The 25,943-nt window shown below is 56.5% G+C and carries 23 protein-coding genes, 1 tRNA gene and 1 pseudogene; 15 read left to right on the forward strand and 10 right to left on the reverse strand.

The window, feature by feature from the left end; all coding sequences use genetic code 11:
* Positions 1–10 precede the first annotated feature (10 nt).
* On the forward strand, positions 11–3,337 hold the full coding sequence (mscM, locus tag AC236I_RS23045; protein ID WP_015585332.1) for a miniconductance mechanosensitive channel MscM: 3,327 nt from the start codon (positions 11–13) through the stop codon (positions 3,335–3,337).
* An 87-nt stretch (positions 3,338–3,424) separates the two neighbouring features.
* Here the strand turns inward: mscM and epmA are convergent, their stop codons facing one another.
* Positions 3,425–4,402, reverse strand: a complete 978-nt coding sequence (gene epmA / locus AC236I_RS23050) for an elongation factor P--(R)-beta-lysine ligase (RefSeq protein ID WP_004856995.1) — start codon at positions 4,400–4,402, stop codon at positions 3,425–3,427.
* A gap of 276 nt (positions 4,403–4,678) precedes the next feature.
* Here epmA and frdA point away from each other — a divergent pair, with 276 nt between their 5' ends.
* From frdA to AC236I_RS23075, 5 genes are all read left to right on the forward strand, one after another.
* Positions 4,679–6,469, forward strand: a complete 1,791-nt coding sequence (gene frdA, locus AC236I_RS23055; protein ID WP_004856991.1) for a fumarate reductase (quinol) flavoprotein subunit — start codon at positions 4,679–4,681, stop codon at positions 6,467–6,469.
* Entirely contained in the window at positions 6,462–7,196 is a 735-nt protein-coding gene (gene frdB, locus AC236I_RS23060) for a fumarate reductase iron-sulfur protein (protein ID WP_004856988.1), read from the forward strand. The genes frdA and frdB overlap by 8 nt, the downstream gene beginning before the upstream one ends.
* Positions 7,197–7,206: 10 nt before the next feature.
* Entirely contained in the window at positions 7,207–7,602 is a 396-nt protein-coding gene (gene frdC, locus AC236I_RS23065) for a fumarate reductase subunit FrdC (protein WP_004856985.1), read from the forward strand.
* 10 nt (positions 7,603–7,612) lie between these two features.
* The gene (frdD, locus tag AC236I_RS23070) at positions 7,613–7,972 is read left to right on the forward strand and encodes a fumarate reductase subunit FrdD (RefSeq protein ID WP_004856982.1); all 360 of its coding nucleotides are present in this window, start codon (positions 7,613–7,615) and stop codon (positions 7,970–7,972) included.
* Positions 7,973–8,084: 112 nt separating this feature from the next.
* Positions 8,085–8,615, forward strand: a complete 531-nt coding sequence (locus AC236I_RS23075) for a lipocalin family protein (RefSeq protein WP_004856979.1) — start codon at positions 8,085–8,087, stop codon at positions 8,613–8,615.
* Here AC236I_RS23075 and sugE read toward each other — a convergent pair whose 3' ends face one another.
* The 4 genes from sugE to efp form a co-directional block, all read right to left on the reverse strand.
* Positions 8,616–8,933, reverse strand: a complete 318-nt coding sequence (gene sugE / locus AC236I_RS23080; protein WP_004856976.1) for a quaternary ammonium compound efflux SMR transporter SugE — start codon at positions 8,931–8,933, stop codon at positions 8,616–8,618. It abuts the gene before it with no gap.
* A gap of 140 nt (positions 8,934–9,073) precedes the next feature.
* Positions 9,074–9,220, reverse strand: coding sequence for a lipoprotein toxin entericidin B (gene ecnB, locus AC236I_RS23085; RefSeq protein WP_004097935.1), 147 nt, complete (start codon positions 9,218–9,220; stop codon positions 9,074–9,076).
* A 173-nt stretch (positions 9,221–9,393) separates the two neighbouring features.
* Positions 9,394–9,525, reverse strand: coding sequence for an entericidin A/B family lipoprotein (locus AC236I_RS23090; RefSeq protein WP_004856972.1), 132 nt, complete (start codon positions 9,523–9,525; stop codon positions 9,394–9,396).
* Between the two features lie 103 nt (positions 9,526–9,628).
* Entirely contained in the window at positions 9,629–10,195 is a 567-nt protein-coding gene (efp, locus tag AC236I_RS23095; RefSeq protein ID WP_004856970.1) for an elongation factor P, read from the reverse strand.
* Positions 10,196–10,235: 40 nt separating this feature from the next.
* Here efp and epmB point away from each other — a divergent pair, with 40 nt between their 5' ends.
* A complete protein-coding gene (epmB, locus tag AC236I_RS23100; protein ID WP_004856965.1) occupies positions 10,236–11,267 on the forward strand; it encodes an EF-P beta-lysylation protein EpmB in 1,032 nt (343 codons plus the stop codon).
* A gap of 108 nt (positions 11,268–11,375) precedes the next feature.
* On the opposite strand, the gene AC236I_RS23105 is transcribed toward epmB, so the two are convergent.
* The 3 genes from AC236I_RS23105 to AC236I_RS23115 all read right to left on the reverse strand — a co-directional run bounded on the left by AC236I_RS23105 (position 11,376) and on the right by AC236I_RS23115 (position 13,842).
* Positions 11,376–11,729 carry a DUF4156 domain-containing protein gene (locus AC236I_RS23105; protein ID WP_004856962.1) on the reverse strand — a complete coding sequence of 118 codons (354 nt, stop codon included), beginning with the start codon at positions 11,727–11,729 and terminating at the stop codon, positions 11,376–11,378.
* Positions 11,730–11,862: 133 nt separating this feature from the next.
* A complete protein-coding gene (gene groL / locus AC236I_RS23110) occupies positions 11,863–13,509 on the reverse strand; it encodes a chaperonin GroEL (RefSeq protein ID WP_487608653.1) in 1,647 nt (548 codons plus the stop codon).
* Positions 13,510–13,548: 39 nt separating this feature from the next.
* Positions 13,549–13,842: a co-chaperone GroES gene (locus tag AC236I_RS23115; protein ID WP_003855929.1), complete on the reverse strand. Its 294-nt coding sequence runs from the start codon at positions 13,840–13,842 to the stop codon at positions 13,549–13,551.
* Between the two features lie 229 nt (positions 13,843–14,071).
* Between AC236I_RS23115 and yjeH the strand changes: the two genes are divergently transcribed.
* Positions 14,072–15,334: an L-methionine/branched-chain amino acid transporter gene (gene yjeH / locus AC236I_RS23120; RefSeq protein WP_004856950.1), complete on the forward strand. Its 1,263-nt coding sequence runs from the start codon at positions 14,072–14,074 to the stop codon at positions 15,332–15,334.
* A 91-nt stretch (positions 15,335–15,425) separates the two neighbouring features.
* Here the strand turns inward: yjeH and AC236I_RS23125 are convergent, their stop codons facing one another.
* Positions 15,426–15,896 (reverse strand): FxsA family protein, encoded by a 471-nt coding sequence (locus AC236I_RS23125; protein ID WP_004856948.1) that lies wholly within the window; start codon positions 15,894–15,896, stop codon positions 15,426–15,428.
* Positions 15,897–16,234: 338 nt separating this feature from the next.
* Between AC236I_RS23125 and aspA the strand changes: the two genes are divergently transcribed.
* The 7 genes from aspA (at position 16,235) to AC236I_RS23160 (ending at position 24,353) form a co-directional block, all read left to right on the forward strand.
* The gene (aspA, locus tag AC236I_RS23130) at positions 16,235–17,671 is read left to right on the forward strand and encodes an aspartate ammonia-lyase (RefSeq protein WP_004856946.1); all 1,437 of its coding nucleotides are present in this window, start codon (positions 16,235–16,237) and stop codon (positions 17,669–17,671) included.
* Between the two features lie 117 nt (positions 17,672–17,788).
* On the forward strand, positions 17,789–19,090 hold the full coding sequence (locus AC236I_RS23135) for an anaerobic C4-dicarboxylate transporter (protein WP_004856943.1): 1,302 nt from the start codon (positions 17,789–17,791) through the stop codon (positions 19,088–19,090).
* Between the two features lie 94 nt (positions 19,091–19,184).
* Positions 19,185–19,508, forward strand: a complete 324-nt coding sequence (cutA, locus tag AC236I_RS23140; RefSeq protein WP_004856939.1) for a divalent cation tolerance protein CutA — start codon at positions 19,185–19,187, stop codon at positions 19,506–19,508.
* On the forward strand, positions 19,484–21,286 hold the full coding sequence (locus AC236I_RS23145) for a protein-disulfide reductase DsbD (protein WP_015585334.1): 1,803 nt from the start codon (positions 19,484–19,486) through the stop codon (positions 21,284–21,286). The genes cutA and AC236I_RS23145 overlap by 25 nt, the downstream gene beginning before the upstream one ends.
* 35 nt (positions 21,287–21,321) lie before the next feature.
* On the forward strand, positions 21,322–21,897 hold the full coding sequence (locus tag AC236I_RS23150; RefSeq protein ID WP_015585335.1) for a transcriptional regulator: 576 nt from the start codon (positions 21,322–21,324) through the stop codon (positions 21,895–21,897).
* Between the two features lie 177 nt (positions 21,898–22,074).
* Entirely contained in the window at positions 22,075–24,162 is a 2,088-nt protein-coding gene (locus AC236I_RS23155; protein WP_015585336.1) for a DUF1176 domain-containing protein, read from the forward strand.
* Positions 24,163–24,277: 115 nt separating this feature from the next.
* Positions 24,278–24,353: transfer RNA gene (locus AC236I_RS23160), tRNA-Phe, on the forward strand.
* Between the two features lie 1,043 nt (positions 24,354–25,396).
* Here AC236I_RS23160 and AC236I_RS23165 read toward each other — a convergent pair.
* Positions 25,397–25,628, reverse strand: a pseudogene (locus AC236I_RS23165) (IS1 family transposase); the annotation flags it as partial.
* Between the last annotated feature and the right edge of the window lie 315 nt (positions 25,629–25,943).

Raw genomic sequence — 25,943 nt, forward strand, 5'->3', positions numbered from 1 at the left:
GGGTTATGCCGTGCGCCTGATATATATTTTCCTGCTGGCCTGGAGCCTCAGTCTGGGGGCGTACGCAGCGACAGCCCCCGATGCGAAACAGATCGCTCAGGAACTGGAACAGGCGAAGGCGGCAAAACCCGCTCAGCCTGGTACCGTTGAAGCCTTACAATCTGCACTGAACGCGCTCGAGGAACGCAGCGCCTCCCTTGAGCGCGCGCGCCAGTACCAGCAGGTTATCGATAATTTCCCCAAACTTTTCCAGACGCTGCGTTCGCAGATCGGCAATCTGCCCGATGAGCCGCGCCAGGTCGCAACCAACCTCTCCACGGATGCGCTGAACCAGGAAATCCTGCAGGTCAGCAGTCAGCTGCTCGAAGCCAGTCGCCAGGCCCAGCAGGAGCAGGAACGCGCCCGCGATATCGCCGACTCGCTTAACCAGCTTCCGCAGCAGCAGAGCGACGCGCGTCGCCAGCTCAATGAAGTTGAGCGCCGCGTCGGCACGCAAACCAGCAATACGCCGCTGGCGCAGGCACAGAATCTTGGTCTGCAGGCGGAATCTGCGCGCCTGAAAGCGCTGGTGAACGAACTGGATCTGGCCCAGCTCTCGGCGAACAATCGTCAGGAGCTGTCGCGGATGCGCGGCGATCTGGCGCAGAAACAGGGCAAGCTGCTCGACGGCTATCTGCAGGCGCTGCGTAATCAGCTCAACAGCCAGCGTCAACGTGAAGCGGAGAAAGCGCTGGAAAGCACCGAGCTGCTGGCAGAGAACAGTGAAAACCTGCCGCCGGAGCTCGTGGCCCAGTTTAAAGTCAACCGTGAGCTGTCACAGGCGCTGAACCAGCAGGCCCAGCGTATGGATCTGGTGGCCTCGCAGCAGCGTCAGGCGGCCAACCAGACGCTGCAGGTGCGCCAGGCGCTGAATACCCTGCGCGAACAGTCGCAATGGCTGGGATCCTCCAACCTGCTGGGCGAAGCCCTGCGTGCCCAGGTAGCCCGTCTGCCGGAAACGCCGAAGCCGCAGCAGCTGGATACCGAGATGGCGCAGCTACGGGTGCAGCGTCTGCATTATGAGGATCTGCTCAGCAGCCAGCCGCAGCTGCGTCTGATTCGCCAGGCGGACGGCGAGCCTCTCACCAGCGAACAAAGCCGCATTCTGGAAGCGCAGCTGCGCACGCAAACTGAGTTGCTTAATTCGCTGCTCCAGGGCGGAGATACGCTGATTCTGGAGCTGACCAAGCTGAAAGTCTCCAACGGTCAGCTGGAAGATGCGCTGAAAGAGATCAATGAAGCAACGCACCGCTATCTGTTCTGGACGTCAGACGTCAGCCCGATCGGTTTTTCGTGGCCGCTGGAAATCGTCCACGACCTGCGCCGCCTGGTCTCTCTCGATACCGTCAGCCAGCTTGGCAAAGCCAGCGCCATGATGTTAACCAGCAAGGAGACGCTGCTGCCGCTGTTTGGCGCGCTGATCCTGGTGGGCTTCAGCATCAGCTCGCGCCGTCACTTTACCCGTTTCCTCGAACGCTCCAGCGCCCGCGTCGGCAAAGTCACGCAGGATCATTTCTGGCTCACGCTGCGCACGGTGTTCTGGTCGATTCTGGTGGCCTCTCCCCTCCCCGTACTGTGGATGACGCTGGGCTACGGTCTGCAATCGGCATGGCCCTTCCCGCTGGCGGTGGCGATCGGCGAAAGCGTCACTGCCACGGTACCGCTGCTGTGGGTGGTGATGGTTTGCGCCACCTTTGCACGTCCGAACGGCCTGTTTATCGCGCATTTCGGCTGGCCGCGCAGTCGCGTCAGCAAAGCCATGCGCTACTACCTGATGAGCATCGGCCTGATCGTGCCGCTGATTATCGCGCTGATCATGTTTGATAATCTTAATGACCGGGAGTTTTCCGCTTCGCTCGGCCGCCTCTGCTTCCTGCTGATTTGCGGGGCGCTGGCGCTGGTCACCCTGAGCCTGAAGCACGCCGGGATCCCGCTTTATCTCGATAAAGCCGGGAACGGCGATAATATGGTTAACCGCATGCTGTGGAACCTGCTGCTCGGCGCGCCGTTAATCGCCATGCTGGCGGCGGCGATCGGCTATCTGGCCACCGCCCAGGCGCTGCTGGCAAGGCTGGAAACCTCCGTTGCTATCTGGTTCCTGCTGCTGGTGGTCTACCACATCATTCGCCGCTGGATGCTGATCCAGCGCCGCCGGCTGGCCTTCGACCGCGCGAAACATCGACGGGCGGAAATTCTCGCTCAGCGTGCTCGCGGGGAAGATGACGTCGCCCATTCCAGCAGTCCTGAGGGTTCCGCAGAGAACGAAGTGAGTGAAATCGATCTCGATGCGATCAGTACGCAGTCTCTGCGCCTGGTCCGTTCGCTGCTGATGCTGATCGCGCTGGTCTCAGTCATCGTCCTGTGGTCAGAAATTCACTCCGCCTTCGGCTTCCTCGAAAATATCTCGTTGTGGGATGTCACCTCGACGGTGCAGGGCGTTGAAAGTCTGGAGCCGATTACCCTCGGCGCCGTGCTGATTGCCATTCTGGTGCTGATTATCACCACCCAGCTGGTGCGAAACTTACCGGCGCTGCTGGAGCTGGCGATTCTGCAGCACCTCGATCTCACCCCGGGGACCGGGTATGCCATCACCACCATCACCAAATATCTGCTGATGCTGATTGGCGGCCTGATGGGCTTCTCGATGATTGGGATTGAATGGGCCAAGCTGCAGTGGCTGGTCGCCGCCCTCGGCGTGGGGCTGGGCTTTGGTCTCCAGGAGATCTTCGCCAACTTTATCTCCGGCCTGATCATCCTGTTTGAAAAGCCGATACGTATTGGCGATACGGTCACGATCCGCGATCTGACCGGCAGCGTCACCCGCATCAATACCCGCGCAACCACCATCAGCGACTGGGACCGTAAAGAGATTATCGTGCCTAACAAGGCCTTCATCACCGAGCAGTTTATCAACTGGTCGCTCTCTGACTCGGTCACTCGCGTGGTGTTAACCATCCCGGCACCGGCGGATGCCAACACCGAAGAGGTCACGCAGATCCTGATCGCCGCCGCCCACCGCTGTTCGCTGGTAATCGATACGCCGGCACCGGAAGCGTTCCTCGTCGACCTGCAGCAGGGGATTCAGATTTTCGAGCTGCGTATCTACGCCGCCGAAATGGGGCATCGCATGCCGCTGCGTCACGAACTCCACCAGCTAATTCTGGCCGGCTACCGCGAACACGGTATCGATATGCCGTTCCCGCCGTTCCAGATGCGTCTGGAAAGCATTGATGGCAGAAAAAGCAGTCGGGCGCTGACGTCGGCCGGGAAATCCAGCCGCACGGCGGGGAGTCTGTAAGACCCATCGCGCCGGTACGGCGCGATATCCGTTCCCCCATCACCACGCTTCCCTTAGCCCGTTCGGTAAGGGAAGCGGCCGGGCAAATCAGGCGCGATCGACGGTAAAGGCAATCACTTCGCCGATGCTTTCGGCGCCCAGCGCCAGCATCACCACGCGATCGACCCCCAGCGCCACGCCGGAACAGTCCGGCAGTCCGGCGGCCAGCGCATCAAGCAGATTCCGATCGATAGGCTGCTGCGGCAGGCCGCGAGCCGCTCGTTTGCGGTTATCCTGCTCGAAACGCTGCTGCTGTTCACGCGCGTCGGTCAGCTCGTGGAAACCATTCGCCAGCTCAATACCCTTGTAATAGACCTCAAAGCGCTCCGCCACGCGGTGATCTTCGGTGCTGATTTGCGCCAGAGACGCCTGACTGGCCGGGAAGTGATAGACAAAGGTCGGGCGATCTTTACCAATATGCGGCTCGACGCCCATGGTAAACAGCAGCTGCAGCAAGGTATCCCGGTCTTCTTCCGTATCGGCAATGTTGCTCAGATCGAGCTTCGCCGCCGCTTCACGCAGCTGCGTCTTATCGGCCGACAGCGGATCAAGCTCAAGATGACGCAGGAACGCCTGCTGATACGAGAGGCTTTCCGCCGGCTGGCACTCCAGCACCTGCTGAAGCAAGTCATCGACTTCGTTAATCAGCCGATACATGTCATAGCACGGACGATACCACTCCAGCATCGTGAATTCCGGATTGTGGTGACGCCCCATCTCTTCATTGCGGAAGCTACGACACAGCTGGAACACAGGGCCACAGCCCGCGGCCAGCAGGCGCTTCATATGGTATTCCGGGCTGGTCATCAGATAGAGATCCATCCCCTGCGAATAGCCAGGGCCGACGAAACGGGTCTGGAACGGAAACATGTGAATATCCGTCACGGTTGCCTGACTCATGCAAGGCGTCTCCACCTCCAGCACGCCGCGATCGCTAAAGAAACGGCGAATTTCCGCCATTATCGCCGCGCGTTTCAACAGGTTTGGAATGGACGCGCTCGGCTGCCAGGTTGCCGTCTCGCTCATGTTACTTTCTCCGATTTCATACAAGGGCACGAAGTCTACTCGTAACCGTCGGGTGAAACAAATTTTGTGCGAACCGGCCCCCCTGTGACCGACGGGAAAGGTGTTGCCGAAGAGAATTCATCACCAGAACTGATAAACCGGCGCACATATTGACAAAAAAATCGAACACATCAATTTTCCCCATCAACCCTACGGCTATACTCCTTTACCTATAAAGGAGCAGTGATACTTTTTCGCCAGTCCGGCGGCGAAATATACAAAAACTGGAGGAATGTCGTGCAAACTTTTCAAGCCGATCTTGCTGTTATTGGCGCTGGCGGAGCTGGTCTTCGCGCCGCTATTGCCGCGGCGCAGGCAAATCCACATGCCAAAATCGCACTGATTTCAAAAGTCTATCCCATGCGCAGCCATACCGTTGCGGCCGAGGGAGGTTCTGCTGCCGTTGCACAGGATCATGACAGCTTTGAGTACCATTTTCACGACACCGTCGCCGGTGGCGACTGGCTCTGCGAGCAGGATGTCGTCGATTACTTTGTCCACCACTGCCCCACGGAAATGACCCAGCTTGAGCAGTGGGGATGTCCGTGGAGCCGCCGTCCGGACGGTAGCGTCAACGTGCGCCGCTTCGGGGGGATGAAAATCGAACGTACGTGGTTTGCCGCCGATAAGACCGGCTTCCATATGCTGCATACCCTGTTCCAGACCTCCCTCCAGTTCCCCCAAATCCAACGCTTCGATGAACACTTCGTCCTCGACATTCTGGTCGACGATGGTCAGGCCCGTGGCCTGGTGGCGATGAATATGATGGAAGGTTCGCTGGTCCAAATCCGCGCAAATGCGGTGGTTATGGCGACCGGCGGCGCGGGACGTGTTTATCGCTACAACACCAACGGCGGCATCGTTACCGGCGACGGGATGGGCATGGCGCTGAGCCACGGCGTACCGCTGCGCGATATGGAGTTTGTTCAGTATCACCCAACCGGCCTGCCCGGCTCCGGTATTCTGATGACGGAAGGCTGTCGCGGTGAAGGCGGTATTCTGGTTAACAAAAATGGCTACCGCTATCTGCAGGATTACGGCATGGGTCCGGAAACGCCGCTGGGTGAGCCTAAAAACAAATATATGGAGCTCGGTCCGCGCGACAAAGTCTCCCAGGCCTTCTGGCACGAATGGCGTAAAGGTAACACCATCCCGACGCCGCGCGGCGACGTGGTCTATCTCGACCTGCGGCATCTCGGTGAGAAAAAGCTGCTTGAACGCCTGCCGTTTATCTGCGAGCTGGCCAAAGCCTATGTCGGCGTTGACCCGGTGAAAGAGCCGATTCCGGTCCGTCCGACCGCCCACTACACGATGGGCGGCATTGAAACCGACCAGCAGTGTGAAACGCGGATTAAAGGCCTGTTCGCGGTTGGCGAATGTTCTTCCGTCGGCCTGCATGGCGCCAACCGCCTCGGCTCCAACTCGCTGGCAGAACTGGTGGTATTTGGCCGCCTCGCCGGTGAACAAGCGATGAAGCGCGCCGCACAAGCCGGTGAAATGAACGTTGCGGCGCTGGACGCGCAGGCCGCCGATGTAGAAAAACGGCTGAAAGATCTCGTTAATCAGGAAGGTAACGAGAACTGGGCGAAAATTCGCGATGAAATGGGGCTGTCGATGGAAGAAGGCTGCGGTATCTATCGCACGCCGGAACTGATGCAGAAAACCATCGATAAGCTGGCGGAGTTGCAGGAGCGCTTTAAGCGTGTGCGCATTACCGACAACTCCAGCGTCTTCAACACCGACCTGCTCTACACCATCGAACTGGGCCATGGCCTGAACGTTGCCGAATGTATGGCGCACTCCGCTATTGCACGTAAAGAGTCACGCGGCGCGCACCAGCGCCTGGATGAAGGCTGCACCGAACGTGATGATGTCAATTTCCTCAAACATACGCTGGCTTTCCGCGATGCAGATGGCACCACACGCCTGGAGTACGGCGAGGTGAAAATCACCACTCTGCCGCCGGCGAAACGCGTATATGGCGCAGAAGCGGAAGCAGCCGAGAAGAAGGAGACGGCAAATGGCTGAGATGAAGAACCTCAAAATTGAAGTGGTGCGCTACAACCCGGAAGTGGACGCCGCACCGCACAGCGCGTTCTATGAAGTGCCTTATGATGAGCAAACCTCGCTGCTCGACGCGCTGGGTTACATCAAAGATAACCTTGCGCCGGACCTCAGCTATCGCTGGTCCTGCCGCATGGCGATCTGCGGTTCCTGTGGGATGATGGTCAATAAAGTGCCGAAACTGGCCTGTAAAACTTTCCTGCGCGAATACACCAAGGGCATTAAGGTTGAGGCGCTGGCCAACTTCCCGATTGAGCGCGATCTGGTGGTCGATATGACCCACTTTATCGAGAGCCTGGAGGCCATTAAGCCCTATATTATTGGCAACCCGCGCACACCGGATCAGGGGCCAAACAAGCAAACTCCGGCGCAAATGGCCAAATACCATCAGTTCTCCGGCTGTATCAACTGCGGCCTGTGCTACGCCGCCTGCCCGCAGTTTGGTCTTAATCCGGAGTTTATCGGCCCGGCGGCCATCACCCTCGCCCATCGCTACAACGAAGACAGTCGCGACCACGGCAAGAAGGAGCGCATGGCGCAGCTTAACGGTCAGAACGGCGTCTGGACCTGTACCTTCGTGGGCTATTGCTCGGAAGTCTGTCCGAAGCATGTCGATCCGGCAGCCGCCATTCAGCAGGGCAAGGTAGAAAGCTCGAAAGACTTTCTTATCGCGACCCTGAAACCACGCTAAGGAGTGCATGATGACGACTAAACGCAAACCCTACGTGCGGCCGATGACGTCCACCTGGTGGAAAAAACTGCCGTTTTATCGCTTCTATATGGTGCGTGAAGGAACCGCAGTGCCAACGGTATGGTTCAGTATCGTGCTGATTTACGGTCTGTTTGCCCTGAAGCATGGCGCAGAAAGCTGGGCTGGCTATGTGGGCTTCCTGCAAAACCCGGTGGTGGTGGTCCTGAACCTTATCACCCTGTGTGCCGCCCTGCTGCACACAAAAACCTGGTTTGAGCTGGCGCCGAAAGCCGCCAATATCATTATTAAGGGTGAAAAAATGGGGCCAGAGCCGGTGATTAAAGGGCTTTGGGTGGTGACCGCGCTGGTGACCGTGGTGATCCTGTTTGTTGCCCTGTTCTGGTAAGGAGGCTGAAATGATCAATCCCAACCCGAAACGTTCCGATGAACCGGTATTCTGGGGGCTGTTTGGCGCAGGTGGCATGTGGGGCGCGATTGTCGCTCCGGTCATGGTGCTACTGGTCGGTATTCTGCTGCCGCTAGGCCTGGCGCCAGGCGATGCATTCAGCTACGAACGCGTGCTGGGCTTTGCCCAGAGCTTTGTGGGCCGCGCCTTTATCTTCCTGATGATCGTCCTGCCGCTGTGGTGCGGGCTACACCGCATCCATCACGCCATGCACGACCTGAAAATTCACGTTCCGAATGGTAAGTGGGTCTTCTACGGCCTGGCCGCGATCCTGACCGTTGTGACGCTGATTGGCGTGTTATTCATTTAACCTCCCTGAAGCCCGGTAGCATTCTGTTATCGGGCTCTCTTTTGCAGAAAATATCCCCACTTTTCTCCAGACAGAATCTACACTTAGCTAAAAAGCCAGCAAGGAAAATGCTATGCGTGTGCTGCCTGTTATTGCGGTTGTTGCCGCCTCGTTTCTGCTTGTTGCCTGTAGCACGCCAACGCCGCCACCAGGCGTAACGGTGGTCAGTCCATTTGATACCCAGCGCTATCTCGGCACCTGGTATGAAATAGCCCGCTTCGACCATCAGTTTGAAAGTGGTCTTGAAAAAGTGACCGCCACCTACAGCCTGCGCGATGATGGCGGACTAGATGTGGTAAACAAAGGCTATAACCCCGACCGGGGCATGTGGCAGAAAACCGATGGCGTGGCCTACTTCACCGGCCAGCCGACCCGAGCAGCGCTGAAAGTCTCCTTTTTCGGCCCTTTCTACGGCGGCTACAACGTGATCGCCCTGGATAAAGATTATCGCTACGCGCTGGTCTGCGGGCCAGACCGCGATTATCTCTGGCTACTGGCCCGCTCGCCGAAAGTCTCACCGGAAGTGAAACAGCAGATGCTGGACATCGCCACCCGACAGGGCTTCGACGTCAGCAAACTTATCTGGGTTAACCAGCGCTATTAGTCAGTGCGCGCTGATTTTCAGCCCGATAATACCGACAACGATACACGCCAGGCTGGCAATACGCATGGCGCTGGCGGACTCGCCCAGCAGGACGATCCCGGTGATCGCCGCGCCTACTGCGCCAATTCCCGTCCACACCGCATAGGCGGTGCCGACAGGCAGCGTTTTCATCGCCCATGACAGCAGCGCCATGCTAAGTACCATAGCCACAATCGTGATCACGCTTGGCACCAGGCGACTAAAACCGTGGGTGTATTTCAGACCAACCGCCCAGACCACTTCCAGCAGACCGGCGATAAACAAGATAAACCAGGACACAAAACCCCCTTGATGGGGCCGTCCCCGAATGCGATACGCTTACAGGTCGTCCCGTAAGGTGTGGATGAAAGCACGGAGATTATAACCAGCAGCAGGGACGATGGAAAGAACGGTACGGCCAGTCACCGTACCGTCAGGGTCTATTGCTGAGCTTTTGTCGCAGCCCCAGAAATGGCACTGCCGCCTTCTGAAATATCCTGACCCACACCACGTGTTGTATTACATGCGGTCAGCACAGAAGAGAGGGCCAAAACCGTAAAGAACGCTGCAATTGCTTTTTTCACCATAATGTCATCCTTATTACCAGTTTTAGTTATCGTGCCCTATAAGCATAGACAACCTGACCCAGGATGGCGGAATCTCAGCGTTTTTTAAGAGAAAAGGAGAGAATTAGCGGAAGGTGTAAGCGAAACGGTACAGCGAAGCGGTGATCAAAGCAAAAGATCGGCCAAAAAGGCGCTTAGCTGACCGCACGCGAAATCGCATGCCCCAGCCCCTGGATGTCTTCGCCAACGCCGCGGGCGGTATTGCATCCGGTAAGCAACGTTGCGCTCAGAGAGAGCACCAGCAGAAGTTTTATCGCGTTGTTCATCTTCCCTGCCTGCGGTTAATGACCTGCGGTTTCCCTAACGGCTATTTCCTTAACGGCTATAGCAGGCGCAGCACGCTGCTGCGCCAACCCTCTATGGCATGAATTACTTCACGCGGGATACGTATTCGCCAGAGCGGGTATCCACTTTGATGACTTCGCCAATCTGAACGAACAGCGGAACTTTAACCACTGCGCCAGTAGACAGCGTCGCCGGTTTACCGCCGGTACCTGCGGTATCGCCTTTCAGGCCTGGATCGGTTTCCACGATTTCCAGCTCAACGAAGTTCGGCGGGGTGACGGAGATAGGCTGGCCGTTCCACAGGGTCACGATGCACTCAGCCTGATCCAGCAGCCATTTTGCGTTATCGCCTACGGCTTTCGCATCGGCAGCCAGCTGCTCGAAAGTGGAGTTGTTCATGAAGTGATAGAACTCACCGTCGTTGTACAGGTAGGTCAGGTTCATATCAACAACGTCTGCGCCTTCGGCGGAATCGGTAGATTTGAAGGTTTTCTCTACGCGAGTCCCGGTCAGCAGACGGCGCAGCTTAACGCGGGCAAAAGCCTGGCCTTTGCCTGGTTTTACGAATTCACTGGCTTCAACGGCATAAGGTTCGCCGTCCATCATGATTTTAAGACCGGCACGAAAATCGTTGCTATAGTAAGTCGCCATAAGGCCCTCTAAATTTGTTAATTGGTAGCTAAGCCACAAAATGGCGCATATTGTAACCCTAAATACCCCATCCAGAGAAGATTGGTTAACGCAACTTGCAGATGTTGTGACCAGTCCCGATGAACTGCTGCATCTTTTAAATGTAGACGCTGACGCGAACCTGCTGGCGGGACGCGAGGCAAAACGCCTCTTCGCCCTGCGCGTGCCGCGGGCATTTATCGCCCGTATGGAGCCGGGGAATCCCAACGATCCCCTGCTTCGTCAGGTACTTACCTCGCAAGATGAGTTTATTTCAGCACCGGGTTTTTCCACCGATCCGCTGGAAGAACAGCACAGCGTGGTACCCGGTCTGCTGCATAAATACCGCAACCGGGCGCTGCTGCTGGTCAAGGGCGGCTGCGCGGTAAATTGCCGCTATTGCTTCCGCAGACACTTCCCTTATGCCGAAAATCAAGGCAATAAGCGTAACTGGCAGGCGGCGCTGGAGTACATTGCCGCGCATCCGCAGCTCGATGAAATTATTTTTTCCGGCGGCGACCCGCTGATGGCGAAAGACCATGAGCTGGACTGGCTGCTCACCCAGCTGGAAGCTATCCCGCATATTAAGCGTCTGCGCATTCACAGCCGCCTGCCTGTCGTCATCCCGGCGCGGATTACCGATGCGCTGGCCGCACGCTTTGCCAGCTCATCGCTGCAGGTGCTGCTGGTCAATCATATTAACCACGCCAATGAAATTGATGCCGATTTCCGCGCTGCGATGGCGCGCTTGCGTCAAGCCGGTGTCACGCTGTTGAATCAAAGCGTTCTGCTGCGCGGCGTCAACGACAATGCACACACGCTGGCCGCTCTGAGCAATGCCCTGTTCGATGCTGGCGTCATGCCTTATTACCTGCACGTGCTGGATAAAGTCCAGGGCGCGGCCCATTTTATGGTCGAAGATGAAGAGGCCCGGGCCATTATGCGCGAACTGCTGACGTTGGTTTCAGGTTATATGGTACCAAGACTGGCACGGGAAATCGGCGGTGAGCCAAGTAAGACGCCGCTGGATTTGGGCTTAAAACAACATTCGTGAAAAGGTCTGCCGGGGAAAAGCTGGCAGACCTCCGATTCACAGCCTGACTGAACGCGCGGAGATCGCCCGAGCCTCTCTTACCCTCGTCGGAAGAGGCCCGGAATCACATCAGTTCGGGCACTTATAGACCTGGCCGTTCATTTCGCTATCGGTTGGCACAAAGCTCGACAGCAGGTTCTGCGTCGGGCTGCTCACGCCATAAATCACGTTGCCGCCCATCGCCGCGGCCTGGTTGCGCAGCGCGTTAGCTGCACCACGCATGGAGCCGCCTTCATCACCGTTTTGCCCGGACAGCCAGTTGCTCTGCTTGCCCGTCGCGGTCCCCAACAGCTGGCAATCCGCACCCGGCTTATCTTCAACAAAGCGTACGCTCTGTCCGCCTGAGCTCAGTTCGTTGCTGGAACTGCAACCCGCTAACAATAATGCTGCGCCGACAATCCCTGCTAAATATCTTACCTGCATGTTATTCCCCATGATCAATGAGCTGGACGCGCTGGCCCGGATGTACACCTTATACTAAAAAGATGAGAAAAAGAAAAACCCCCGAGCATTTCTGCCCGGGGGTTTCTTTGTTTCTAAGGGGTATAGCGCACGATTACATCATGCCGCCCATACCGCCCATGCCACCCATGCCGCCAGCAGCGCCTAAATCGGCTGCGTCGCTTTTCGGCAGGTCGGTCACCATGCACTCGGTGGTGATCATCAGACCAGCAACGGATGCAGCGTACTGCAGAGCAGAACGAGTCACTTTAGTCGGGTCCAGGATACCGAAGTCGATCATGTTGCCGTATTCTTCAGTTGCCGCGTTATAACCGTAGTTGCCTTCACCCGCTTTCACGTTGTTAGCAACAACAGACGGCTCTTCGCCAGCGTTGGACACGATCTGACGCAGCGGAGCTTCCATCGCGCGCAGCGCAACTTTAATACCGACGTTCTGATCTTCGTTCTGAGCGGTCAGGCCAGCCAGTTTAGCGGCAACGCGAACCAGCGCAACACCACCACCAGCAACAACACCTTCTTCTACCGCAGCACGGGTTGCGTGCAGAGCATCGTCAACGCGCGCTTTTTTCTCTTTCATTTCAACTTCGGTAGCTGCACCGACTTTGATTACCGCAACGCCGCCAGCCAGTTTCGCTACGCGCTCCTGCAGTTTTTCACGGTCGTAGTCGGAAGTCGCTTCTTCGATCTGCTTACGGATCTGAGCAACGCGGCCCTGAATTGCGCCTTCTTCACCCACGCCATCGATGATGGTGGTGGTGTCTTTGTTGATCACAACGCGTTTTGCCTGACCCAGGTCTTCCAGAGTCGCTTTTTCCAGCTCCATACCGATCTCTTCAGAGATAACGGTACCGCCAGTCAGGGTAGCGATGTCCTGCAGCATAGCTTTACGACGGTCGCCGAAGCCCGGTGCTTTAACAGCAGCGACTTTCACGATACCGCGCATGGTGTTGACCACCAGAGTTGCCAGCGCTTCGCCTTCAACATCTTCAGCGATGATAACCAGCGGCTTGCCTGCTTTCGCAACGGATTCCAGAACCGGCAGCATTTCGCGGATGTTGGAGACTTTTTTGTCAGCCAGCAGGATGAACGGGCTTTCCAGTTCAACAGCGCCAGTTTCCGGCTTGTTGATGAAGTACGGGGAGAGGTAGCCGCGGTCGAACTGCATACCTTCAACGACGTCCAGTTCGTCTTCCAGACCGGTACCGTCTTCAACGGTGATAACGCCTTCTTTACCGACTTTGTCCATCGCTTCCGCGATCAGTTTACCTACGGTTTCATCGGAGTTAGCGGAGATGGTACCAACCTGAGCAATAGCTTTAGAGTCGGAGCACGGTACGGAGAGCGTTTTCAGTTCTTCAACGGCAGCCACGACAGCTTTGTCGATACCGCGTTTCAGATCCATCGGGTTCATGCCAGCAGCAACGGCTTTCAGGCCTTCTGCGATGATAGCCTGAGCCAGTACGGTTGCGGTGGTGGTACCGTCGCCTGCAGCGTCGTTCGCTTTAGAGGCAACTTCTTTCACCATCTGCGCACCCATGTTTTCGAACTTGTCTTCCAGCTCGATTTCACGCGCTACGGAAACACCATCTTTGGTGATGGTCGGTGCACCGAAAGATTTATCCAGAACCACGTTACGGCCTTTCGGGCCCAGGGTCACTTTCACTGCATCTGCCAGTACGTTCACGCCGCGCAGCATTTTTACACGAGCGTCGTTACCGAATTTTACGTCTTTAGCTGCCATTTTTTCTATTCCTCAAATTCGTTCAGTTTCGCGCGCGAATTACGCTTCAACAATTGCCAGAATGTCGCTTTCAGACATGATCAGCACTTCTTCATTGTCGATTTTTTCAGATTTCACACCGTAGCCGTCGTTGAAAATAACGATGTCGCCAACTTTAACGTCCAGCGGCTGCACAGTTCCGTTTTCCAGGATGCGGCCCTTACCGACAGCGATGATTTCGCCACGAGTTGATTTGGCTGCCGCAGAACCGGTCAGAACGATGCCGCCTGCAGATTTGGTTTCAACTTCTTTACGTTTGACGATCACACGATCATGTAACGGACGAATACTCATTGATAGCTCTCCTTTGAGAAAGTCATTATCAGTTATGGGTGACACCGGCCCGTATACGGTTTTCCGGCTAGTGCCTGAGAGATGGGGGTGGGTTTTCGCGCTTCAAGGGGGGAAGTTAAAAAAAAATTTTCCGCGTGCGCTAACGCACAGAAACAGATGCAGGTCTGCCACCGTCATAAGCAAAAACGATTGTGATACCATCGATCTTTTGTCACGGCAGGATGGCATCATGAGTGGTTTAAAACAGGAGTTAGGTCTGGCTCAGGGAGTGGGGCTGCTTTCTACGTCGCTACTTGGCACCGGCGTTTTCGCCGTTCCCGCTCTTGCCGCGCTGGTTGCGGGAGATAACAGCCTGTGGGCGTGGCCCGCGCTCATTCTGCTGGTCTTCCCGATCGCTATCGTCTTTGCCGTTCTTGGTCGCCACTTCCCCAGCGCGGGCGGCGTGGCGCACTTCGTCAATATGGCGTTTGGTGGCCATATGGAACGCGTCACCGGCTGGCTGTTCCTGTCGGTCATTCCGGTTGGGTTACCGGCGGCGCTGCATATCGCCACCGGCTTCGGTCAGGCGTTGTTTGGCTGGCACGACAGCCAGCTGCTGCTCGCGGAGCTGGGTACGCTGGCCATCGTCTGGTGGGTCGGGTCGCGGGGCGCAAGCTCCAGCGCGAATCTACAAACGCTGGTAGCGGTTCTGATCGTCGCGCTGATCGCCGCTATCTGGTGGCGCGGCGGGATTAGCCCGGCGCAAATTCCCTTTCCGGCGCCGGAAGATATCGATCGCTCCCGGCTTTTTGCCGCCCTGTCGGTGATGTTCTGGTGTTTCGTCGGCCTTGAAGCCTTCGCCCACCTGGCATCGGAATTTAAACGCCCGGAGCGCGATTTCCCCCGTGCGCTAATGATCGGCCTGCTGCTGGCGGGCTCCGTTTACTGGGCCTGTACCGTACTGGTCCTGCATTTTCACGCCTTCGGCAGCGATATGGCCGCCGCCGCATCGCTGCCCAATATCGTGGTACGTCTGTTTGGCGTGCAGGCGCTGTGGATCGCCTGCGTCATTGGCTATCTTGCCTGCTTCGCCAGCCTCAATATCTATATTCAGAGCTTTGCCCGTCTGGTCTGGTCGCAGGCGCAGTACAAGCCAGAAAGCTACCTCGCCCGCCTCTCGCCGCAGCAAATCCCACGCAATGCGCTCAACGTGGTGCTGGGCTGCTGTGTCATCAGCACACTAGGCATCTACTGGCTGGATATCGACCTCGATGCGCTGATCGTCTATGCCAACGGCATCTTTATTATGATTTATCTGCTGTGCATGCTGGCGGGCTGCCGGTTGCTGCGGGGGCGCTATCGGGTTCTGGCGTTCATCGGGAGCCTGCTCTGCCTGTTGTTACTGGCGATGGTCGGCTGGAAAAGCCTGTACGCCCTGCTGGTTATGGCCGCGCTGTGGCTGTGGCTGCCAAAGCGCCGTGCGGCAGCACTGCCCTCCCCTCATCGGAAATGAAACATCGCATAAAAAAAGCCGGATAGCGCAACGCATATCCGGCTCATCATCTTTATTACCGTATCAGACCGGCCATGCCGGGGCTGATGGCTTAGCGGTCGTCTTTGTGATCCAGACGGTCGCGCTCTTCATCTTTGCGCTGGTACTCCCCGTCAAAGGTCTCACCGCCTCCGGTTCCGGCGCTAAAACCACCGCCGGGCATCCTGCTAAAGCGCAGGTGCGGCATCAGCTTCAGGGTCAGGTGTTTTTGCACCGGCGGCAGCAGGAGCAGCAGGCCGAGGAAATCGGTAAAGAACCCCGGCAGCAAGAGCAGCAGACCGGCAATAATCAGCGATACGCTTTTAATCATTTCTGCAGCCGGGCTTTCACCAGCCGCCATTTTCTGCTGCATCAGCATAAAGTTTTTAAAGCCCTGGTTGCGCACCAGCGACATACCGACCACCGAGCTAAAGATCACCAGAATCAGCGTCAACAGAACGCCAAGCACGTGAGCCACCTGGATAAAGATCGATATCTCAATGTAAACGTATAAAAAAATGGCAATAAACGGAATCCAACGCACTGGCGTCTCCTTCATTAGCGGGGTTCACTATCGGCCCCCGCAGTCATCGGTGTGCTTTTCGCATCACATCAATATTGGGCTAAAACAGCGCATTTCAATCGGCAGAAGCGCTTATTTTTTTCAAGAACGGCAAAGCGGTGACTCATTTCACAGATTAATAATTCTTATACCCTTCTCGACATAATAAGTGATCAAGGTTGCTGACATTCGCTATCATCAGCATATGATCGTGGGCACCGGGCCGATTAAGGAAATAATCTTCGGCAAGAAAATGCGCAAAATCCCATAAATTCTGCGTATTTGGTGAATTCATTGGCAGCTTGAAAAAGAAGGTTCACATGTTAAACAACATTCGTATCGAAGAAGACCTGTTGGGTACCAGGGAAGTTCCAGCTGACGCCTACTATGGTGTTCATACTCTGAGAGCGATTGAAAACTTCTACATCAGCAATAGCAAAATCAGCGATATCCCTGAGTTCGTGCGCGGCATGGTGATGGTCAAAAAGGCCGCCGCGATGGCCAACAAGGAACTGCAAACCATTCCTAAAAGCGTCGCGAACACCATTATTGCCGCATGCGATGAAGTTCTGAATAACGGTAAATGCATGGACCAGTTCCCGGTTGATGTGTTCCAGGGCGGTGCAGGCACTTCCGTCAACATGAACACCAACGAAGTGCTGGCCAACATTGGCCTTGAGCTGATGGGTCATCAGAAAGGTGAATACCAGTACCTGAACCCGAACGACCACGTTAACAAATGCCAGTCCACCAACGATGCCTACCCGACCGGTTTCCGTATCGCGGTTTATGCGTCCCTGCTGAAATTAACCGACGCCATCAACCAGCTGGGTGACGGTTTCCAGAATAAAGCCGTCGAATTCCAGGATGTCCTGAAAATGGGGCGTACCCAGCTGCAGGACGCCGTGCCGATGACGCTCGGCCAGGAGTTCCACGCGTTTAATGTGCTGCTGAATGAAGAAATCAAAAGCATTCTGCGTACCGGAGAACTGCTGCTCGAAGTTAACCTCGGCGCCACCGCCATCGGTACGCGCCTGAATACACCGGATGGCTACCAGCAGCTGGCGGTACAAAAACTGGCGGAAGTCAGCGGCCTGCCGGTGGTTCCGGCGGAAGATCTGATTGAAGCCACCTCCGACTGCGGCGCCTACGTGATGGTACACAGCTCGCTGAAGCGTCTGGCGGTGAAACTGTCCAAAATCTGTAACGACCTGCGCCTGCTCTCTTCCGGCCCGCGCGCGGGTCTGAACGAAATCAACCTGCCAGAGCTGCAGGCGGGTTCATCGATCATGCCGGCGAAAGTTAACCCGGTCGTCCCGGAAGTGGTCAACCAGGTCTGCTTCAAGGTCATTGGCAACGACACCACGGTGACCATGGCCTCGGAAGCCGGTCAGCTGCAGCTGAACGTCATGGAGCCGGTTATTGGCCAGGCGATGTTTGAATCTATCCACATCCTGACTAACGCCTGCTATAACCTGCTGGAAAAATGCATTAACGGCATTACCGCCAACAAAGCGGTGTGCGAAGGCTATGTGTATAACTCCATCGGTATCGTCACCTATCTCAACCCGTTTATCGGCCACCACAATGGCGATATTGTCGGCAAGATTTGCGCCGAAACCGGCAAGAGCGTAAGGGAAGTGGTTCTGGAGCGTGGATTACTGACCGAAGCGGAACTGGACGATATTTTCTCGCCACAAAACCTGATGCATCCGGCCTATAAAGCGAAGCGTTATACCGATGAAAGCGAACAGTAAGCTTTCAGGTTAAACTACCCAGAGGCATGTCAGCAATGACATGCCTTTTTTGCATTTTTAGGTTTACTAAATCACAACAATTCAATATCAACTTGTTAAAAAACAAGGAAGGCGTATATGTTTGGTGCAGAACTCGTGATTGTCCTGCTGGCGATTTACCTGGGAGCCAGGCTCGGCGGTATCGGCATCGGCTTTGCCGGTGGTCTGGGCGTCCTCGTCCTGACGCTCCTCTTTCAAATCAAACCTGGCGCGATTCCCTTCGACGTCATTGAAATCATCATGGCGGTTATCGCCGCTATTGCCGCAATGCAGGTGGCCGGAGGCATGGATTATCTGGTCAGCCTTGCCGAGCGTATGCTCAGACGCCATCCGAAATACATTACCTTCCTTGCTCCGCTGGTCACCTGGTTTATGACCGTGCTGGCGGGAACCGGTCATACCGCGTTCTCTACCCTGCCGGTCATTACCGAGGTCGCCAAAGAACAGGGCATTCGCCCGTCCCGTCCGCTTTCTATCGCCGTCGTCGCCTCGCAGATTGCCATTACCGCCTCGCCGATTTCCGCTGCGGTGGTCTTTTTTGCCGGGATCCTCGAGCCGCTGGGCGTGAGCTATCTGACGCTGCTGGCCATCTGTATTCCGGTGACGCTGATTGCGGTAATGATCACCGCGGTGGTCTGTAACTTCCTCGGCTGCGAACTGAAAGACGATCCGATTTATCAGGAACGTCTGGCAAAAGGTGAAGTGAAGCTGCGCGGGAGCCAGGTTTTCGAGCTGAAACCTCATGCAAAGCGTTCGGTGCTGCTGTTTCTGATCGGCATCGTGGCGGTCATGTTCTACGCGACCGCCATCAGCGATACCGTCGGGCTGATTCAGAACCCGGTGCTGCCGCGTAACGAAGCGATCGTGGTGTTCATGCTGACCATCGCCACGTTGATTAGCGTCACCTGCAAAATCGACACCAGCGAAGTGCTCAACGCCAGCACCTTTAAATCCGGGATGAGCGCCTGCGTCTGCGTCCTGGGCGTCGCCTGGCTGGGCGATACCTTCGTCAAAGCGCATATCACCGACATCCAGACCGTAGCCGGCGACCTGCTGCACAACTATCCGTGGCTGCTGGCGGTAGTGCTGTTCTTCGCCGCGACCCTGCTCTACTCCCAGGCCGCAACCACCAAAGCGCTGATGCCGGCTGCGCTGCTGCTTGGCGTCACCCCGCTGACCGCCATCGCCTCGTTTGCTGCCGTCTCCGCGCTGTTCGTGCTGCCAACCTATCCTACGCTGCTGGCGGCGGTCGAAATGGACGACACCGGGTCAACGCGTATCGGCAAGTATGTCTTTAACCATGCGTTCCTGATCCCAGGGGTGATTGCCATCACCCTGTGCGTCATTCTGGGTTTCATTATCGGCGGCATCATGCTGTAAATCTGCTTAAATTCGGGCCAGTTTCCTGGCCCGTTTCATTATTCCCCTCATCGTGCGTGCTATAGTGCCTCTTTTCGCTGATACGAGGTTCACGATGACTACGCCTGATGCTGTTGTTGTTCTCTGTACCGCGCCGGATGAAGCCACCGCCCAGGATCTGGCGGCCAAAGTGCTGGCCGAAAAGCTCGCCGCCTGTGCCACACTTCTGCCTGGAGCGACATCGCTCTACTACTGGGAAGGCAAGCTGGAGCAGGAGTATGAAGTGCAAATGCTGCTGAAAACCGACCGGGCTCACCAGCAGGCGTTACTGGATTGCCTGAAGTCCCATCACCCGTATCAAACCCCCGAATTACTGGTTTTACCCGTCACTCACGGAGACACTGATTACCTCTCATGGCTCAACGCATCATTACGCTGATTCTGCTGCTCTGCAGCACATCCGCTTTCGCCGGCTTATTTGACGCCCCCGGGCGCTCTGACTTTGTTCCCGCAGACCAGGCTTTTGCCTTTGATTTCCAGCAGAGCCAGCGGGACGTCAACCTGACCTGGCAAATCAAAGAGGGTTACTACCTCTACCGCCAGCAGATAAAACTGACGCCGGCGAATGCCACCCTCGCCGCATCGGCGCTACCGCCCGGCACGTGGCATGAGGATGAGTTTTACGGCAAGAGTGAGATTTACCGCCAGCGGCTCACCATCCCGGTCACGCTGAGCGAGGCGGAACAAGGCGCGACGCTCACCGTGACATATCAGGGCTGCGCCGATGCGGGTTTCTGCTATCCGCCGGAGACAAAAGTGGTGCCGCTTCGCACGGTACTGGCCGTATCCAACGGCGAGTCGGTCCCCGCCCATCCGGCGCTCCCCTCGTCCGGGCAACCCAAATTTAATCCGCCGCTGCCGGTTGAAAAGCGTCCTGAGCTGGCGACCAAACCCGAGCAGCCTGCCCGGCAGGAGAAGAGCGACGCCGGCGAGAATGCGCCAGCCAGCCTGCCCTTCTCCGCGCTATGGGCGCTGCTGATAGGTATCGGTATCGCCTTCACGCCGTGCGTGCTGCCGATGTATCCGCTGATCTCGGGTATTGTCCTCGGCGGAAAACAGCGACTCTCTACCGGGCGAGCGCTGCTGCTGGCCTTTATCTACGTGCAGGGGATGGCGCTCACCTATACCGCGCTGGGACTGGTGGTCGCCGCCGCCGGTTTGCAGTTTCAGGCGGCGTTGCAGCATCCGTACGTACTGATTGGCCTGTCTGCGGTCTTTATCCTGCTGGCGCTGTCGATGTTTGGTCTGTTCACGCTGCAGCTGCCCTCATCGCTGCAAACCCGCCTGACGCTGATGAGCAACAAACGCCAGGGCGGTTCACCCGGCGGCGTCTTTGCGATGGGAGCCATTGCCGGACTGATCTGTTCGCCCTGCACCACCGCGCCGCTGAGCGCCATCCTGCTGTATATTGCCCAGAGCGGCAACCTGTGGCTCGGCGGCGGCACGCTGTATTTGTATGCGCTGGGCATGGGGCTGCCGCTGATCCTGGTCACCGTATTTGGCAACCGTCTGTTGCCGAAGAGCGGCCCGTGGATGAGCCATGTGAAGACCGCATTCGGTTTTGTGATCCTGGCGCTTCCGGTCTTTTTGCTGGAGCGTATCGTCGGCGAACCCTGGGGCCTGCGCCTGTGGTCGCTGCTGGGCGTGGCCTTCTTTAGCTGGGCTTTTATTACCGCGCTCGGCGCATCCCGCCCCTGGCTGCGCCTCGTGCAAATCATCATGCTCGGTGCGGCGCTGGTCAGCGCACGTCCGCTGCAGGACTGGGCTTTTGGCGAGCCGGTAGCCCGGCAGCAGTCACCGCTGTCCTTTACGCGGATCGGTAACGTCGCGGAGCTCGACCAGGCGCTGGCGCAGGCAAAGGGTAAACCGGTTATGCTCGACCTGTACGCCGACTGGTGCGTCGCCTGCAAAGAGTTCGAAAAATACACCTTTAGCACGACCGAAGTACAACAGGCCCTGAAAGAGACCGTTCTGTTGCAGATAGACGTGACGAAGAACAGCGCCGAGGATGTGGCTCTGCTGAAACACCTGAAGGTGCTCGGCTTGCCGACCATTCTGTTCTTTAACAGGCAGGGCGAAGAGCAGCCCGCGCAGCGCGTCACCGGGTTTATGGATGCGGCGACATTCAGCGCCCATTTGCACGATTGGCAACCGTGAACGACACTTTAGGAGGAAAAATGGAGGAGAAGACCGTGCAACGTGAAGATGTCCTGGGTGAAGCCATACAAATTCTCGAAATTGAAGGTATTGCCAACACCACGCTGGAAATGGTCGCCGAACGCGTCTCTTACCCGCTCGCTGACCTCAAGCGTTTCTGGCCCGATCGTGAAGCGCTGCTGTACGATGCGCTGCGTTACCTCAGTCATCAGGTTGATGCCTGGCGCCGTCAGCTGCTGCTCGACGACACGCTCACGCCGGAGCAAAAGCTGCTGGCGCGCTACGGCGCATTAACCCAATGCGTGAGCAACCATCGCTATCCCGGTTGCCTGTTTATCGCCGCCTGCACCTTTTATCCGGATGCCCAGCACCCTATCCATCAGCTGGCGGAGCAACAAAAGCAGGCTTCTCTGGCCAATACCCACGAACTGCTGACCCAGCTGGAAGTGGACGACCCGGCAATGGTGGCCAAACAGATGGAGCTGATTGTTGAAGGCTGCCTGAGCCGTCTGCTGATAAAACGCAGTCAGGCCGATGTCGATACCGCCCAACGCCTGGCAGAAGATATTCTGCGCTTTGCCCAATGTCGTGCGGGTGGCGCCTTAACCTGATTGCGCTTTTACCGACGTTAAGCCACCCATCTCTCCCCGGAAGAGGACGCGTCAGGGCAGCCGTGTCCTCATGACCTACGGCAGGTCATGAGGTACCGCACCCGTTGTCAACAAAGATGCAACTTGAAGTGCGAAGGGTATAATTCCCCCTACATCGATATGTCTACAGGGATTTATATGCGTCCTCTCCTATGGGCTGCCATCATGGGGCTATGCCCTGCATCGCTCCTGGCCGCGCCTGTTCAGGGTTTTTCTTTCGCGCATAAAGACTGGGAAGTCGCCTGCGATAATACCGGCACCTGTCGGGCCGCAGGTTATGGCGTCAACATGGGGGAAATCAGCGTCCTGTTGACCCGTAATGCGGGCGCCGGACAGCGCGTAAGCGCTCAGGTGACCTTCGCCCAGACCGATCATGATATTCCCCAGGACGCCACGGTTAACCTGCTGATCGACAACCAGGATCGCGGTACGCTGGAGGCCAAAGACGACAGCCATTTTCGCTTCGACAGCAGCCAAACCGCCGCCCTGATTCAGGCGCTGGAGCATGATAATCGTATCGAAATTGCCCTTAACGGCCAGCGTAAACCGCTCTCCAGCGCGGGCAGCAGCGCGGTGTTTCTGAAGATTGATGAGTTTCAGCAGCGCCTGGGCAGCGCAGATGCGCTGGTGCGAAAAGGCGATGCCGACGATGACAACACGCTCAGCGCCGTTCCGGCTCCGGAAATTATCGCCGCCCCGACGCTCCGCAACGCCCAGAGCGAACCGCTGACGGCAAAACAGCGGCAGAAGCTGCTGCCAGAACTGACCCCGTTGCTGAACAGCCGCTGTGATGACTGGCAAAATAAAGATATTCCGCCTCAGGAACGGCAGATAACCACAACCCCTCTCGATAAAACCCATTCACTCATCGAGGCCCTGTGCTGGCGCGCCGCATATAACGACGGGTACGCAATGTGGGTGGTGGAAAATACCCCTCTCGCTAAACCACAGCCGATCACCACCGATGCATCCAGCTATGCCGATGGCGTGATCACCTTTTTCACCAAAGGGCGCGGCATCGCCGACTGCGTCAACGGTGAAGAGCGGGTGTGGGACGGCAGAACCTTCGTGCAGAGTCTGAAATACACGACCGGTATGTGTCGTGAAATCACGCCTGGCGGCACCTGGATGCTGCCCACGTTCGTCAGTCAGGTGCGGCCAAAACAGCAGAAGGATGCCGATAATCTGGCGCTCAAGGCGCTGTATAACGCGGTGCTGAAAGAGCAAAAGAGCAACCCGGAACTGGCGTTGAAAAAAGTTGCCGGGCAGTTCCCGCTCACCGGGCACGTCACGAATTTTACGCTGACCTACGCGGATGACTCTCTGGTATCGACCAACAAACCCGCGGTCGATATCAGCGACGATGAGTGGCAGGCTTTTCTTCACTCCGATATCAGCGCCGACTCAGAAAACGGTAAGGTCAGCTTCACGCTGGTCGATCTTGATAATGACGGTAAGCGCGATTTAATCATCGACAGCTATATCGGCGGGACCGGGCTCTTCAGCTACACCGGCGTGCTGAGGCGGGGGGATAATACGTTTGATACCGTAGATCATAGCGATACCGATGACGACGATGATTTCGATGCTGGCGTTCCCGGGGCGCTGTTTTCCCTCAACGGCCGCGGCGCCAATCAGTGGAACCAGTGGGTCAGAATCAACGGCCAGGTGTATGCACTGTGGTACAACGGCCAGTTCGGCGAAGACAACCTGTATCTGCTGCGCCCCTTCAGCCCGACGGACAGGAGTCCCGCCGTGACGATTCGCTATCGCTACAGGCTGGAGACGCTAAGTTCACCGGAAAAAGATCGGCCGCTGACTCCGGCGCTCACGGCACAGGAGCGGGACGATTTACTCAAATCGCTGGAACTGATGCAAAGCAACCTGCTGAAAGATAAAAAAGGTCACGCGGAAGACGGGCCCATCTGCCCTATCCCGCCCGGTACATCATCAGATGAAGCGGATAACTACTACAGCGGCGTCGCCTCTTACTACGTCTATGAAACGGTGGCCTATATCCCCGTCTGGCTCGGTGGGAAATGCTTTATTGGTACCGTCATCAGCCATCATGGCGCCTACCGCCACGGCGTCGATGCGGAAATTATGATCGGCTCGCCGCGGGAAGACGAAGACCTCATCGGCGGTTACTCCGTATCCGGATTGCGCCGCGTTATCTCTGCCGTCAGCGGCTGGAAAATCCGCGAAGGTGACAACGGGATGATGTGATGAACCAGCAAAATGCCCCTTTCGCGGCAAAACTGCCGCAAAGTTAAGCAATCAGCAGGGAAATCAAGAAATTTGGTTGACGCACAGGATGGATTACGGTTTAATGCGCCCCGTTGCCCGGATAGCTCAGTCGGTAGAGCAGGGGATTGAAAATCCCCGTGTCCTTGGTTCGATTCCGAGTCCGGGCACCACTTATTTAAAGAAACCAGCCTAAGGGCTGGTTTCTTGCTTTCTGCAATACGGACTCTCCATCGAACTCCGTTCGATTATTCGCGGCACGCCGCTCACCCCTTCGGGGCCAGCGCGACAAGCGCGCTGTTCAACGCCTGCGGCGTTAGTCCGAGTCCGGGCACCACTTATTTAAAGAAACCAGCCTAAGGGCTGGTTTTTTGCTTTCTGCAATACGGACTCTCCATCGAACTCCGTTCGATTATTCGCGGCACGCCGCTCACCCCTTCGGGGCCAGCGCGACAAGCGCGCTGTTCAACGCCTGCGGCGTTAGTCCGAGTCCGGGCACCACTTATTTAAAGAAACCAGCCTGAGTGCTGGTTTTTTGCTTTCTGCAATACGGACTCTCCATCGAACTCCGTTCGATTATTCGCGGCATGCCGCTCACCCCTTCGGGGCCAGCGCGACAAGCGCGCTGTTCAACGCCTGCGGCGTTAGTCCGGGTCCGGGCACCACTTATTTAAAGAAACCAGCCTAAGGGCTGGTTTTTTGCTTTCTGCAATACGGACTCTCCATCGAACTCCGTTCGATTATTCGCGGCACGCCGCTCACCCCTTCGGGGCCAACGCGACAAGCGCGCTGTTCAACGCCTGCGGCGTTAGTCCGGGTCCGGGCACCACTATTTAGAAGAACCCGCCTTTGGCGGTTTTTTTGCTTTCTGGGGTTCCGGTAGATTTCTGGTCGCCTTAGCACTGTAACCACCACTCGCCGCCTGAGCCTTTACCTTTAGCACCTCCCTGCCCTTCTGGTCGCTGTGCCAACGTCTGCTGGTCTTCACGCTGCCAATCAACACTATTTCCAACTTATAGCCTATCTCGTGGATTCATCACAGCAAGGCAGAATCCGGTCTTTGTCTGGTCTGGGGTAGGAAAGTATCATCGCTTCGATTCTGATATGTGCAAAACATTACCGTGCCGACAGGCTTGTTCAACCCCTCACAACCCTGGGAAGGACTCCCAACCTTGTTCACGGTTCTCAATACAATCAGTTACCAGCCCTCCTTCAATCAACTTACTCCCGTCTCCAGTAAGTGATGCGGGTTACAGGGATGCTTACACTCACCAATGATCTTATTGTGCATTGCCTCTGACTTCGAAAAGCAGATGGTCTTGCGCGCAGGCCGCAGCCAGCAGGTTAAGATTATGTCGTTCTATTCTCTGGGTGTATTTTTTGCTGATAGCATGGCTGGTTGAGGCCTGCGACATAGACCAGGCTTCGGTCATATAGAAGGTAAAGTTAGCGCCGTCAGGTCTCAGGCATTAATTACAGCGATAAAGCTGCTTGAACTGGAATGACCGCTTCGGATTACACCATGAGTTTCAGAACAACGGGGAGGAACTACATCAATGCCTGCCATCAATCACCCAGAAGACAAAAAACACAACAACATTAAATTTGCGTCACGACTCTAAAAAGCCATAAAAAAGAATTTTTTTCTCTCTTAAAGCACATTCACAAACTAAAGATGCAACTTTTTTCTCTGGCGGGTGCGGTAATATTCTTACTATCGTTTCTGTCGTTCGGAGCTACGTCGTTCTGACAAACTCGGGCTG

The organism is Klebsiella sp. Sb-30 (assembly GCF_057652795.1).

Bases quoted from the DNA above. Each gene is read 5' to 3' on its own strand.
- frdD (WP_004856982.1), top strand. From the start codon at position 7,613: ATGATCAATCCCAACCCGAAACGTTCCGATGAACCGGTATTCTGGGGG.
- AC236I_RS23115 (WP_003855929.1), bottom strand. From the start codon at position 13,842: ATGAGTATTCGTCCGTTACATGATCGTGTGATCGTCAAACGTAAAGAA.
- yjeH (WP_004856950.1), top strand. From the start codon at position 14,072: ATGAGTGGTTTAAAACAGGAGTTAGGTCTGGCTCAGGGAGTGGGGCTG.
- frdC (WP_004856985.1), top strand. From the start codon at position 7,207: ATGACGACTAAACGCAAACCCTACGTGCGGCCGATGACGTCCACCTGG.
- AC236I_RS23090 (WP_004856972.1), bottom strand. From the start codon at position 9,525: ATGAACAACGCGATAAAACTTCTGCTGGTGCTCTCTCTGAGCGCAACG.
- epmA (WP_004856995.1), bottom strand. From the start codon at position 4,402: ATGAGCGAGACGGCAACCTGGCAGCCGAGCGCGTCCATTCCAAACCTG.
- AC236I_RS23145 (WP_015585334.1), top strand. From the start codon at position 19,484: ATGGCTCAACGCATCATTACGCTGATTCTGCTGCTCTGCAGCACATCC.
- aspA (WP_004856946.1), top strand. From the start codon at position 16,235: ATGTTAAACAACATTCGTATCGAAGAAGACCTGTTGGGTACCAGGGAA.
- AC236I_RS23155 (WP_015585336.1), top strand. From the start codon at position 22,075: ATGCGTCCTCTCCTATGGGCTGCCATCATGGGGCTATGCCCTGCATCG.
- AC236I_RS23105 (WP_004856962.1), bottom strand. From the start codon at position 11,729: ATGCAGGTAAGATATTTAGCAGGGATTGTCGGCGCAGCATTATTGTTA.
- frdB (WP_004856988.1), top strand. From the start codon at position 6,462: ATGGCTGAGATGAAGAACCTCAAAATTGAAGTGGTGCGCTACAACCCG.
- cutA (WP_004856939.1), top strand. From the start codon at position 19,185: ATGACTACGCCTGATGCTGTTGTTGTTCTCTGTACCGCGCCGGATGAA.
- efp (WP_004856970.1), bottom strand. From the start codon at position 10,195: ATGGCGACTTACTATAGCAACGATTTTCGTGCCGGTCTTAAAATCATG.
- ecnB (WP_004097935.1), bottom strand. From the start codon at position 9,220: ATGGTGAAAAAAGCAATTGCAGCGTTCTTTACGGTTTTGGCCCTCTCT.
- groL (WP_487608653.1), bottom strand. From the start codon at position 13,509: ATGGCAGCTAAAGACGTAAAATTCGGTAACGACGCTCGTGTAAAAATG.
- AC236I_RS23075 (WP_004856979.1), top strand. From the start codon at position 8,085: ATGCGTGTGCTGCCTGTTATTGCGGTTGTTGCCGCCTCGTTTCTGCTT.
- AC236I_RS23135 (WP_004856943.1), top strand. From the start codon at position 17,789: ATGTTTGGTGCAGAACTCGTGATTGTCCTGCTGGCGATTTACCTGGGA.
- epmB (WP_004856965.1), top strand. From the start codon at position 10,236: ATGGCGCATATTGTAACCCTAAATACCCCATCCAGAGAAGATTGGTTA.